Raw genomic sequence first — 12648 nt, forward strand, 5'->3', positions numbered from 1 at the left:
GTCGGCCTTTATCGTCTACCCGCCGAACTGCACGCACCGCCGCGACAGCGACCCGTATTCCCATCCGGTGAAGGGGAACGATACGGCATCGCCGGAAGCCGCGCCCGCAGCCACGAGGATCGGTCGCAGGTGTTCCGCGGTCGGGTGCGCCAGGGCGATCGCCGGCGCAGTCCGGTCGTAGTCCATCAACGCGTCCCAGTCGCGCGATGCGAGCGTCTTTTCGATCCACGCGTCGAACTCGGCGGCCCAGCTCGGCGGGGGCTGCGTCTCGCTCCAGTCGATGCGTCCGAGATTGTGCACGAGATTGCCGCTGGCCATGATCCACGCGCCCTCGTCGCGCAGGGGAGCGAGCCGTTCGCCCAGTGCGAAGAGCATCGCGCCGCTCATCGCGCGCGGCATCGAGATTTGCAGCACGGGCACCGAAGCATCAGGGAACAGATGCATGAGCGGCGTCCACACGCCGTGATCGAGCCCCCGCGTGTCGTGTCGGACGGGCTCGCCGCCCACGATCGCCGCGACGCGCCGGGCGAGTTCCGGTGCGGCGGGCGCGGGATACTCGATCTGGTAGAGCTTCTCGGGAAAGCCGTGAAAGTCATACACGAGCGGTGCGGGTTCGGCCGCGCCGAGGGTGACCGGCGCGTCTTCCCAGTGCGCCGAAACCGCCAGAATTGCCGTCGGCCGCGGCAGTCGTTCGCCCCATGCGCGTAGTGGCGCTCCCTTGACGGGATCGAGCGCGAGCTGCGGCGCGCCATGCGCGACGAAACCCACGGGAAAACGCGCCGAAATTTCGGCCACGGGACGCACCCCTTCTGGGCGAAGATTGGCGGAAGTGGGTGGGAATCGAACCCACCGGGGACGCGATTAACGCCCCCCACGCGGCTTTGAAGGCCGGGCGGCGCACCAGCGACCGATCCACTTCCGCCTGCCACTCTAGCGCGGGTTTGTGCGTCGAGAAAGGCGCGGCCCGGCGGCGGAACGGACTTGGTCGCGCACGGTCGGAGACCCCCGAATCGCCCGAATTTCGGAGTTGCTTTCGGCAAGACGCTGTGGTAGGAATACGCCGCAAATTCGGTTCGCTTTCAAGGCGGGCCCCCTTCGGGGATCCCGCTTTTTTGTTGGCGACGGCGGCGACCGATGATCAGCGATTCGGGCATTGTGGGGAAAATCCGGCAGCTCGCCGAAGGGGTGTGCCACGACTGCGGCGTGGACCTGTTCGACGTCGAGTATGTCCCGGGGCGGGGCACCTCGATGCTGCGCGTCTTCATCGACGACGAGGTCGGCATCAACGTCGAGGACTGCGCGACCGTGAGCCGCGAGCTCTCGGCCCTGCTGGATGTCGAGGATCCGATCCGGGGTCGTTACCGGCTCGAGGTGTCGAGCCCCGGCATCGATCGGCCGATCCGGCATTCGGACGATGCGCGGAAGCTGATCGGCAAGCTCGTGAAGGTGAAAACCCGGACGGCGGTCGAAGGACGCAAGGCGTTCACGGGCCGTCTGACGGATGTTCGCGGGGAAACGTGGGTCGTCCAGATGGAAGGCCGGGATTGGGAAATCGATGCGCGCGACGTGGATCGGGCGAACATGATCTTCGAGTTCGATCGGTAGGACGCAAAGGTCCGATAGGACACCAGGGTCCCGCAGGACACGAGGGTCCCGAAGGAGAGAGGCCATGGGTTCGGAACTGACGCAGGTGATTGACGCCGTCGTGAAGGAACGCGGAGTCTCCAAGGACGTCATCATTTCGGCGCTCGAATCGGCAATGGTGAGCGCCGCGCGCAAGAAACTCGGCATCGACTACGATATCGAAGCGCATTTCAATCCGGAACTCGGCGAAGTGGAGCTGTTCCGTTTCCGCGAGGTGGTCGAGGACGTCGAAGACGACTCGGTCGAAATCCTGATCGAGGACGCCCGCGTGCTCGATCCCGAGGCCCAACTCGGCGATTCGATCGGCGAGAAGATCGACTCGCGCAACTTCGGCCGCATCAGCGCCCAGATGGCCAAGCAGACCATCATCCAGAAGGTGCGCGACGCCGAAAAGGACAACATCTACAACGAGTACAAAGACCGGAAGGGCGACATCGCCAACGGCATCGTGCGCCGGTTCGAAAAGGGCAACATCATCGTCGATCTCGGCCGCGCCGAGGGCATCGTCTATCACAAGGACCAGATCCCGCGCGAAAACTACAATATCGGTGACCGCGTCCGCGCCTTCGTGCAGGACGTGGTGAAAAGTTCGACCTCGCCGCAGATCATTCTGTCGCGCACGAGCGGCGATTTCGTCCGCAAGCTCTTCGAGCTCGAAGTGCCCGAAATCTCCGAGGGCATCGTGCAGATCATGGCGGTCGCCCGCGAGCCGGGCATGCGCGCCAAGATCGCCGTCGCGAGCCGCGACCCCAACGTCGATCCGGTCGGCGCGTGCGTCGGCATGAAAGGCTCGCGTGTGCAGAGCGTGGTCAACGAACTGCGCGGCGAGAAGATCGACATCGTCACCTACTCGGAGAATCCCGCCAAGTTCGTCTGCAACGCGCTCGCGCCGGCCGAGGTCACCAAAGTGATCATCGACGAGGATGCGCGCTCGATGCAGATCATCGTCGCCGACGATCAGCTCTCGCTCGCGATCGGCAAGAAGGGCCAGAACGTCCGCCTCGCGGTGCAGCTCTCGGGCTGGCGGCTCGATATTCAGTCCGAGACGAAGTGGCAGGAAATCGCCGAACTCGCGAAGAGCATGTTCGCGCGAATCCCGCAGATCCCGAACGTCGCGGTCGATCTGCTCATCAAGTCGGGGTACACGGACCTCGAGGAACTCGCCGACGCGAAGGTCGAGGACCTCACGCGGTTCCCCGGCGTCAACGAGGAACGCGCGAACGAGATCATCGACATCTGCAACAACATCCTCGACAGCGGCGACTGGCCCCTGCCCGAACCGACGCCCGCGAAGCCCGCGGCCGAGACCGCGCCGCGAGAGGGCAAACCCGGAGAGGACGCATCGAATACCGATGCGGCTGCTCCGGAACCGGCCGTCGAGATCGCCGAGGACAAGCCGGTGCCGCCGGAACTTCTGATCGACCTCATCAAGCTGCCGGGCGTGGGGCTCAAGAGCGCCGAGGCGCTCTATCGGGCGGGATACCGCAACCGGACGCAGCTCGCGGGGATCGCGATGGAAGCGCTGCTCGCGGTGCCGGGGCTCGACATGGAGATCGCGCAGCGCATCGCCGACGTGATGCGCAAGTGAAAAAGAGGAAACGCGGATGGGCGCTCCGGACGCGATTCACGTGCCGATCCGCAGTTGCTGTGCGTGCCGCAAGCGCGCGCCGAAAGTGGAGCTGATCCGGTTCTTCCGCTCGTCGGAGGACCGCTTGGAAATCGATGAAACGCAGCGCGCCGAAGGGCGCGGTGCGTATGTCTGCCCCTCGTTGTTATGCTTCGAGAGGGCCTTGAAAAAGGGGTCGTTTGCGAGGACACTGCGCTCCCGGTCGATGGCCCCGGATGGCGAAGTCTTGAGGGCCCGACTGGAGCGTCTGCTCGCGCGGCGCGTCCCCGGGTGTGGAGTATCGTGGCATGAGTAAGATTTCGGTCGCGGAAGCCGCGAAAAAACTGAATCTGGATCCCTATTTCCTGCTGCCCAAGCTGCGGGAACTGGGGATCTACGCGGACGACGTGCAGGCGACGATCGATCTGAAATACATCCCCCGCGTGCGCGACCTGCTCAAGATCGAGGAGCGCGATCGCGGCCAGAATTACGAAGAGCGACGCGTCGGTACCACCGTCATTCGCCGGCGCGCGCCCGTCCGTTCGAAGGGCGACGACGGTGCAGCCCGGAGTGCCGACGAGACGACCCACGTCGACATCGCACATGAGGAAATGACAGCCGAGCTGAGGCCCGAGCCGGATGCGATGACCGCCGACGTCGACACGTCGATGGATGTTTACGAAGACACCTCTCTGCCGGCTCAGACCGAAGCGGTCGTCGAGACCCAGCCGGTCGATTCCACGGATGCCGACGCCGTGATCGAGACCGCCCCTGAGGGCGTCGCCGAGTCCGACGAGGTCGTGGACGAAGACAACGCGCGGATTCAGCGCTCGCCCCGCCGGCTCTCGCTTCGCGGCGTGACGCCGGCTCCCGCGCGCGTGATTTCGCGCCCCGTGGCGCCGCCGCCCGTGGCGGCCCCGGCCGCGCCCAAGGAGAAAAAGCCCGGAGAAACGACCGAGGGCGACGCCGCGAAAAAGAGTGGACGGCGGGTCGTCGAAATCAATCAGCGGGACTACAACGACCGGCGTCGCTCCAAGGAGCAGGTCCAGCAGGAAATGCGGGCCGAACGGCATCGCAAAAAGAAGCGGGACTTCAAGGCCACGGAAATCACGACGCCCAAGGCGATCAAGCGCAAGATTCGCATCGAGGGCGCCATTCTGGTCGGCGAACTCGCGCAGCGCATGGGTCTCAAGGGCGGCGAGCTCATCCGCAAGCTGTTCGAGATGGGCCAGATGTGCACCATCAACCAGCTCCTCGATGTCGATTCGGCGACGATCATCGCCTCGGAATACGGCTACGAGATCGAGAACACGGCCGTCGAGGTCGAGGACTTCTTCGAGGCCACGGAAGAAGAGACCGAAGAGGTCCAGGCGCCCCGCCACCCGGTGGTCACGGTCATGGGCCATGTCGACCACGGCAAGACCACGCTGCTCGACGCCCTGCGCGAAACCGATGTCGCGGGCGGCGAAGCGGGCGGCATCACGCAGGCCATCGGCGCGTACAAGGTGCGGCTGCGCGGGCGCGACATCACGTTCCTCGACACGCCGGGCCATGAGTCGTTCACCTCGATGCGCGCGCGCGGCGCCCACGTCACCGACATCGTCGTGCTCGTGGTGGCCGCCGACGACGGAATGAAGCCGCAGACGGTCGAGGCGGTCAACCACGCCAAGGACGCCAAGGCGCCGATCGTCGTGGCCATCAACAAGATCGACAAGCCCGACAAGAACCTCGAGCGCCTCTATAGCGATCTCGCCGAGCACGGGCTCGTGCAGGAATCGTGGGGCGGCGAGACGCAGTTCGCGCTCATCTCGGCCAAACACCGGCAGAATCTCGACGAGCTTCTCGAAAAGATTCTCCTTCAGGCCGACATCATGGATCTCAAGGCGAACGCGGACAAAACCGCGCGCGGATTCGTCCTCGAGGCGCGGCTCGAAAAAGGTCGCGGCGCGGTGGCGACGATTCTCGTTCAGGAAGGCACGCTGAAGGTCGGCGATCCGATCGTCGCGGGCAACGTTTACGGACGCGTTCGGTTCATGCACGACGACAAGGGTCGCCGCATCGACGAAGCCGCACCGGCGGACCCCGTCGAAGTCGTGGGCCTCGGCGGCGTGCCGGCGGCGGGCGATCGCTTCTTCGTCGCGGAGAGCGAAAAGAAGGCGAAACAGGTCGCCGAGATGATGGCGACCAAGCAGCGCGAACTCCAGACGCGGCGCATGGCGCGCGTCAGCTTGGAAAGCCTGCTGGAGCGGACCGGCGGAGAGGCGATCAAGGAACTCAAGGTCATCCTGAAGGGCGACGTGCAGGGCTCGGTCGAGGCCGTCACCGAGGCGCTCCGAAAGCTCTCGACGCCGCAGGTGAAGGTCACCGTCGTGCATTCGGGCGTCGGCGGCATCACCGAGACGGACATCAACTTCGCCGTCGCGTCGCAGGCCGTCGTCATCGGCTTCAATGTCCGTCCGACGCCGGAAGTGCGAGAGCTCGCCGACCGCGAGGGCGTGCAGATCAAGATCTTTAACATCATCTACGAACTGCTCGACGAGGTGACGGCCGGTCTCGAGGGCCTTCTCTCGCCGATCAAGAATGAGGTCTACGTCGGCCGCGCCGAGGTGCGCCAGACCTTCTGCATCTCGAAGATCGGGACCATCGCGGGCTGCTACGTGGTGGACGGCAAGATCCAGCGCTCGGCCAAGATCCGCGTGATTCGCGACAGCGTCGAGGTCTACAGCGGCAAGATGTCGTCGCTCAAGCGCTTCAAGGACGATGCCCGCGAGGTCGCGTCCGGGTTCGAGTGCGGCATCCAGGTCGAAAATTTCAACGACGTGAAACTCGGCGACATCCTCGAATGCTTCGTGATCGAGGAGGTTGCCGCCAAGCTCCTGCCCGCGTCCGGCGCGAGCTCGTGAGCGGCCGCGCCCGGCCATGGTCATCGGGGCGCTCACGATCGTTCTCCGCCTGCATCACACGCAGTCGTTGAAGGACAAGCGCGGCGTCGTCAAACGGATCCTCGAACGCACTCGGGAGACCTTTCACATCGCCGTGGCCGAGGTCGCCGATCATGACGCGATCGGCCGTGCGAAGCTCGCCTTCGTGGCGGTGGGCAACGACGGACGCGTGATGAACTCCGTGATGGACAAAGTGTTCGATTACGTGGAAGGCTTGCAGCTCGCCGAGGTCGCCGATTCGTCCATCGACGTTTTCACGGCCGACGGGGAGGACTGACATGGCCCGCCGCCAGGTGCGCAAGTACAGTGGATTCGCGAGGCGCGATCGCGTCTCCGAGGCGGTCATGCGAACCGTCGCGCAATCGCTGCGCACCGGTCTCGCCGACCCCAGCCTTCAGGACGTGACGATCACGCAGGTCGAGATGTCCACCGATAACCGCGTAGCCAAGATCTGGTTCAGCCTGATGGGAAGCGAGGACCAGGTCGCCGCGGCGATGAAGGGCTTTCATGCCGCGATGGGGCGGTTGCGTCACGACATCGCCGAGGCCGTGCGCTTGCAGTTCACGCCGGAACTTCGATTCATCCAAGACACAGCCCTCGACAACGCCCAGAAGATGGAAGAGATCTTTCGGCGCATTCGCGAAGAACGGGAACTCAATCCGCCGGAAATCGGCGACGACGATGGCGCCGTGGAACCCGGGGACGACGATGACGATGAATAGCGCCGTCGAGATCGCCGACCTGCTGCTCGGCGGACGCCGGTTTGTCGCGCTGTCGCACACGAATCCCGACGGCGACGCGCTGGGTGCGGTCCTTGGACTTGCGCATGCGCTGCGTCGCCTCGGCAAGGAGTGCGTCGCGTACAGTCAGGACGCCGCGCCGTACTTTCTGCGCTACCTGCCCGGCGTCGGCGATCTGCGCCGCGACTGGCCCGGGCACAACGACCTCGATGCGATCCTCGTGCTCGACTGCGGTGATTTTTACCGCGTCGGCAAGATCCTCGAGACGATCCAAAACGCGCCGCGCGTCGTCAACATCGACCATCACGCGAGCAACCCGATGTTCGGTGAATGGAATTTCGTGGACGAATCGGCGAGTTCCACATCGGAGATGGTGTATCGTATTCTGCGCGCGGCGGATTTCGTTTTCGACGCCGACACGGCGACCTGTCTTTACACCGGCGTGTTCTCGGACACGCGGGCGTTTCACAACGCAAACTCCTCGCCCGACGCGTATCGCATCTGCGGCGAGATGGTCGCCGCCGGCGCGGACCCCGCGCGGGTGGCGCGTCACCTCTACATCGAGCAGCGCCCCGAATCGATTCGCCTGATGGCCGCCGCGCTGACCACGCTCGCGATCGAGGACGACGGACGCATCGCCGGCGTGACCGTGACGCGGGAGATGACCGACGGCGCGGGCGCGGCGCAGGACGCCTTCGAGGGTCTCGTCGATATCCCCCGGTCGATCATCGGGGTCGAAGGCGCGTACGTGGTGCGCGAGGTCGTCGGATCCGACGGGAAGAAGCGGATCAAGGGCTCGATTCGCACGACCGAGCGCATCGATGCCACCGTGGTGACGGCGCAGTTCGGCGGCGGCGGGCACCGTCGCGCGGCGGGATTCACCACCGAGGGCGAACTTGGCGACATTCGTGACCACCTCGTCGCCGCGCTGCGCGAGCAACTCGGTTCGGCGTGAGTTTTTCCGGCCTCATCATCATCGACAAAGACCCCGGACCCGGCAGCCACGACGTCGTGCGGCGGATGCGTCGTCTGCTGAATGACAAAAGCGTGGGCCACGCGGGCACCCTGGACCCCTTCGCGTCGGGCGTGCTGGTCGTTCTCGTCGGCCACGCGACGCTGCTGTCGCAGTTTCTGATTCTCGACGAAAAATCGTATGAGGCGCGATTGCATTGGGGCGCGGCGACCGATACGCAGGACGGCGAGGGGCGCGTGGTCGAATCGACCGCCGCGAACGTGCCGAGCGAATTGGAGATCGCGGCGGCGATGGAAAGGTTTACCGGGGCGATCGAGCAAATCCCGCCGATGTTTTCGGCGAAGAAGATCGACGGTCGACCGCTGCACAAGCTTGCGCGCAAGGGCGCGGAAATTGACCGGAAGCCCGTGCCGGTCGTCGTTCACGAACTGCGTCTCACCGCGCGGCACGAGGACGGCTGGTCGTTTTTTGTGCGCTGCTCCAAGGGCACGTACGTGCGCACGCTGGCGCACGACATGGCGATCGCGCTCGGAGGGCTCGGCCATCTCACTTCGCTACGGCGTCTGGCGTCGGGACCGTTCACGGTCGATCGCGCGATCAAGCTCGCCGATTTCGAGGAGCGGATCGTTCGGGCGGACGACATCGCGCGCGTCGCGGCCGAGGTCGGAATCGGTTTTGACGACGCGCTGCCGCATCTTCCCGCGATCGATCTGGGACCGAACGACGCATGGGATCTCATCAATGGGCGATTGCTTCCGCTCGATCGAACTCCCCCGACCGGCGACGTGGGCGGATGCGATCTCTGGCGCTGCGTCGACGAGCGAGGCCATTTGATCGCGGTGGCGACGCCGCGCTTCGACAAGGGCGTCTGGAAAACGAAGCGCGTGTTCGTGGATTCGGTGGAATACCGCCGCGAAACGGGCGGCCCGGGCGCGTCACCACAGGAATAAAACGTTCGCCCCCACGATGGGCGCGAAGTAACCCTGTTTCATTTCATTGCGCGGCGTCTGGTAGTAGAGATCGACGTCGAGCCCGCCGCTCACGGCCGTGATCGCGCCCGGCACATCGCCCGAATTCCACGTCCAACGCAAACCGCCGAGCCACGACGTGAACCCCTGCATCTGCGCGTTCGCGGTGTACGACCGGTCGCGGTCGGCGTGGGCGATCGTGCCGAACCAACGCGATTCATTCTGCGTGTAGGCTCGCAGACGCGCGCGCAGGATCGTGCCCGATCCGAACCGGCGAAATGCCATGATGCGCGCCGAAGGGGCGGCGAGCCCCCAATCGTCGAAATCGTATTGAACGCCCGCGTGCACGCTCGCGTCGTTCCCGACGAGCCGCGCCGCACGCACCGCCACCGCGCCGCGACGGCGTGCGTCGGGCAGGCGCTCGGGCGAGATTTCGAGCACGCCGGGCTCGCGCCACACCAGCACGTCACGCTCCGGGCTTTCCAGTACGCCGCGTTCCACGCGCCCCGCCGCCGAAAACATCGCGATTGAACGTCGTCCGAGTACCTGCTGCCAACCCAACGCGCCGCCGTCCACATCCTTGCGTCCGGGCAGGTCGAGTTCGCGCGCGCGCGTATCGTCCTCGGCGTTCACGGTGTCGAAGTTATGAAAGTACGTCGCCGACACGGTGGAGTTGCGTTGCCACAGATGGCGGCGGATCGATCCCCACGCGGTATGGCTCTCGTACACGCTCTCGTACGAATAGATGTATCCGCCCGACTCCTCCCACTCGCCGTGTCGCGCGTCGCCGAAGCCCGACAGTTCGTATCTCTGGCGAAGCCAATTGGGCTGCGAAAATTCGTATCGCGTGCGTTTGCGGTTTGAGTATCCGCCCAGGTAGGCATCCTCGACATCGTCGCCCGCCTTGGTCGACGCGCCCGAGACCCCGTCCACCAGCAGGCGAGCGCCGAGGTTGAAGCGCTCGGCGAGCGGCGTGCGGACCTGCGTCGCGCCGGTCAGGACGTAGTTGTTCTCGCTGTCGGCGAAGATGGCGAGGCGGCTCGCAAATTCATCGGCGATGACCGAACGCGTGAGAAGTAGCGGGCCCGCGACCAGGATGGCGACGATCGCGCGGCCGAATCGGCGCATTCACTTGCAGCCGCAACCTGCCGCCGCGCCGCCGATCGCCGCGAGGCCCGCTTCGCGGGTTTCGAGCATCTTCATTTCATAGAGGCCCGCGAGATCCGACTCGTCGAGTGTCAGGATGGGATCGGCGAGCGCGGCGCGTTCGTACGGGGCCACGACGGCGCAGCCCGCGCCGAGCGCGAGTGCGACAAAAACGGCGAGTGCCGCGAGGAAGCGTAACCTGTTGTTCATGGCTCCCGTCTTACCATCCGCAAACCGCCGTGAAAAGCCCGTCCGCGCCCTACAAATGGATCGGCAGGAACACGTAGCGCGCGAGGAAGATCGCCATGAGCCCCCAAACGAGCCCCGGCACCTCCTTCGCCTTGCCTGCCGCCGCCTTGAGCAGCGGGTAGCTGATGAATCCGATCGCGAAACCGTGGCTGATGGAGAACGTCAGCGGCATGGTCAGCACGGTCAGAAACGCCGGGCCGCCCTCGGTGATGTCGTTCCAGTCGATGTGGCGGATCGACGACATCATCAGAAAGCCCACCGTGATGAGCGCGGGGGCCGTCACCGGCCGCAGGAAGATCTCCGGGTTCAGCGACGAGGGGACCGACGCGCCGAACATTTTGACCAGCGGCGTGAAAAACATCGCGACGAGGAAAAGCGCGGCGGTAACAAGGCTCGCGAAGCCCGTGCGCCCGCCCTCGGCGACGCCCGCGGCGGACTCGATGTAGCTCGTCACCGTGCTCGTTCCGGTCGTCGCCCCGACGATGGTGCCGATGGCATCCGCGGCGAGAGCCTGCGTCGCGCGGGGGAGTTTGCCGTCCACGAGCATGCCGCCTTTTTGTCCGACGCCGATGAGCGTGCCGATCGTGTCGAACATGTCGAAGAAGAGCAGCATCAGGATCGGCGTAATGAAGTAGAACGAAAACGCGTGGCCGAGATCCATCTGAAAGAACGCGGTGGGCTGCGGCGGGGCGCTGATGACGCCCTCGAAATGCACGATGCCGAAAGGGATGCCGAGCAGGCCCGTCGCCACGAGGCCGATGAGGATCGAGCCGCGCACGCGCATCGCCATGAGGCCGAGCGTGATCGCGAGTCCGATGATCGCGAGGATCGTCGCGGGCTCCGCCAGTTTGCCGAGCTGAACAAAGGTGACCGGATGCGAGGTGATGATGCCCGCCTCCTCGAGCCCGATGAACGCGATGAACAAGCCGATGCCGCACGCGATGCCGTGCTTGAGCGCGTTCGGCACCGAGTTGACGATCATTTCGCGAACCTTCAGGAACGTCAGGAGCAGGAACAGGCAGCCGGACATGAAGACCATCCCGAGCGCGATCTTCCACGGCTCGACGCCCTCGGCGACCTGGTGCTGTGCCTGTAGGGCGGCAATCATGTTGCAGATTTCAAAGCTGAAGAACGCGTTGAGCCCCATGCCGGGAGCGAGGGCGATGGGATACTTCGCCCAGAGCGCCATGACCACGGTGGCGACGGCCGAGGCGATGCACGTCGCGGCCATCACCGCCTCGAAACTCATCTTCGCGCCGAACGCATGCGACAGGATCGCGGGATTCACGACGATGATATAGGCCATCGTCATGAACGTGGTGACGCCCGCGAGCGTTTCGGTTTTGTACGAAGTCCCCAGTTCCTCGAAGCGGAAAAAGTTCTTCATCGCCCGACCCCCAGGGAAATAGAGGCGGACATCATCTTAGTGCCCGGGCCGGGGCGTCGCAAGAAAAATCGTAATCGGACTTTCGCGCGTCCTACCAGGCGTATTCGGCGACGTTCAGTGACGCATCCGACGCGCGGCGCAGATATCGGCCGAGCCAATACGCCCCGTGGAAATCGCCGCCGGGGTTGAGCCGAGAGCCGCCGCCGCCGTTGGGCTCGAAGGGATTCGACCGCCAGTTGAAGTTCGACGGCGGCCGGATGGCGCGCGGGATTGGATCGACCGAGTTGTAGGCGTCGTTGTGCCCCAGGTAGGGGAAGAACGTGCCGCCGATGTGCGCGCCGGCGAGGGTGATAGTCGTGACGCCGTCCACGGCGAGGCATTCGCCCGCCGCAAGTTCCCCCGGGTCGCAGTTGATGATCGGCTCGTTCCAATACGGTGGTTCGGGCAAACCGGCGAGATCGGTCGCCGCCGCGTCCGCCGCCGCGACATCCGTGCCGCCCGGCGCGAACGCCGAATAGATCACGTTGAACCACGCGAGATCGGTATTCGCCGCGCCCCATCCCGCGAACCACGTCTCCCAAAGGTCGCGGCGCAGTACCTCCTGCCAGTACGCGCGGATGGCGGGATCGGCCTCGTACCGCAGCAGCGGGTAGATCGCGCAGAACGCCATGTTCGCGTTTGACCAGTTCGTGAACGGCCCCGTCATCGTAATCTTGAACGTCTGGTCCACGTAACGCGGATAATCGCGATCGAAATACAGCTCGTCCCAATAGTCCATCAGGTCGGCGTCGCCCGTGATGAAGGCGAGCGTTTTGATGAATCCGAGCGACATGACCGCGTTGAATCCGTTGCCGATCCCCAGGAATTCGGGGAACACCACGCCCTCGAGTTCGAGCGCGTTCAGGTCATGAAAGCTCGTCAAGCGGCCGTCGGCGTCGCGGATCGACAGGTCGAGGCCCGTCTCCGGAGCGACCGCGCGCAACATGCCGGCGA

At 65.0% G+C, this 12648-nt stretch carries 13 protein-coding genes and 1 tRNA gene; 8 read left to right on the forward strand and 6 right to left on the reverse strand.

Annotated features, from left to right (window positions below; all coding sequences use genetic code 11):
- Window positions 1–15: 15 nt before the first annotated feature.
- Together IT350_15620 and IT350_15625 are read right to left on the reverse strand one after the other, a co-directional pair.
- Window positions 16–795, reverse strand: coding sequence for a dioxygenase (locus tag IT350_15620; protein MCC6159479.1), 780 nt, complete (start codon window positions 793–795; stop codon window positions 16–18).
- A gap of 26 nt (window positions 796–821) precedes the next feature.
- Window positions 822–920, reverse strand: a tRNA-Sec gene (locus IT350_15625).
- Between the two features lie 214 nt (window positions 921–1134).
- On the opposite strand from IT350_15625, the gene IT350_15630 reads away from it, so the two are divergent.
- The 8 genes from IT350_15630 to truB all read left to right on the forward strand — a co-directional run bounded on the left by IT350_15630 (window position 1135) and on the right by truB (window position 8855).
- Window positions 1135–1605: a ribosome maturation factor RimP gene (locus tag IT350_15630; GenBank protein MCC6159480.1), complete on the forward strand. Its 471-nt coding sequence runs from the start codon at window positions 1135–1137 to the stop codon at window positions 1603–1605.
- A gap of 64 nt (window positions 1606–1669) precedes the next feature.
- Window positions 1670–3232 (forward strand): transcription termination/antitermination protein NusA, encoded by a 1563-nt coding sequence (gene nusA, locus IT350_15635; GenBank protein ID MCC6159481.1) that lies wholly within the window; start codon window positions 1670–1672, stop codon window positions 3230–3232.
- Between the two features lie 16 nt (window positions 3233–3248).
- On the forward strand, window positions 3249–3566 hold the full coding sequence (locus tag IT350_15640; GenBank protein MCC6159482.1) for a YlxR family protein: 318 nt from the start codon (window positions 3249–3251) through the stop codon (window positions 3564–3566).
- Window positions 3559–6153 (forward strand): translation initiation factor IF-2, encoded by a 2595-nt coding sequence (gene infB, locus IT350_15645; protein ID MCC6159483.1) that lies wholly within the window; start codon window positions 3559–3561, stop codon window positions 6151–6153. The genes IT350_15640 and infB overlap by 8 nt, the downstream gene beginning before the upstream one ends.
- Window positions 6154–6190: 37 nt before the next feature.
- Window positions 6191–6469, forward strand: coding sequence for a DUF503 domain-containing protein (locus IT350_15650; GenBank protein ID MCC6159484.1), 279 nt, complete (start codon window positions 6191–6193; stop codon window positions 6467–6469).
- A 1-nt stretch (window position 6470) separates the two neighbouring features.
- Window positions 6471–6914: a 30S ribosome-binding factor RbfA gene (gene rbfA, locus IT350_15655; GenBank protein MCC6159485.1), complete on the forward strand. Its 444-nt coding sequence runs from the start codon at window positions 6471–6473 to the stop codon at window positions 6912–6914.
- The gene (locus tag IT350_15660; GenBank protein ID MCC6159486.1) at window positions 6901–7887 is read left to right on the forward strand and encodes a DHH family phosphoesterase; all 987 of its coding nucleotides are present in this window, start codon (window positions 6901–6903) and stop codon (window positions 7885–7887) included. The genes rbfA and IT350_15660 overlap by 14 nt, the downstream gene beginning before the upstream one ends.
- Window positions 7884–8855, forward strand: coding sequence for a tRNA pseudouridine(55) synthase TruB (gene truB, locus IT350_15665; protein ID MCC6159487.1), 972 nt, complete (start codon window positions 7884–7886; stop codon window positions 8853–8855). The genes IT350_15660 and truB overlap by 4 nt, the downstream gene beginning before the upstream one ends.
- On the opposite strand, the gene IT350_15670 is transcribed toward truB, so the two are convergent.
- From IT350_15670 to IT350_15685, 4 genes are all read right to left on the reverse strand, one after another.
- Window positions 8841–10001, reverse strand: coding sequence for a DUF3570 domain-containing protein (locus tag IT350_15670; GenBank protein ID MCC6159488.1), 1161 nt, complete (start codon window positions 9999–10001; stop codon window positions 8841–8843). The two genes, truB and IT350_15670, sit on opposite strands and share 15 nt — an antisense overlap.
- Window positions 10002–10229, reverse strand: coding sequence for a DUF4266 domain-containing protein (locus tag IT350_15675; protein MCC6159489.1), 228 nt, complete (start codon window positions 10227–10229; stop codon window positions 10002–10004).
- A gap of 49 nt (window positions 10230–10278) precedes the next feature.
- Window positions 10279–11655, reverse strand: coding sequence for an NCS2 family permease (locus IT350_15680; GenBank protein MCC6159490.1), 1377 nt, complete (start codon window positions 11653–11655; stop codon window positions 10279–10281).
- Between the two features lie 91 nt (window positions 11656–11746).
- Window positions 11747–12648: hypothetical protein (locus IT350_15685; GenBank protein ID MCC6159491.1), on the reverse strand; the 902-nt coding region annotated here is incomplete at its 5' end.

The sequence above is a fragment of the Deltaproteobacteria bacterium genome, assembly GCA_020845895.1.
GTDB lineage: Bacteria > Lernaellota > Lernaellaia > JACKCT01 > JACKCT01 > JADLEX01.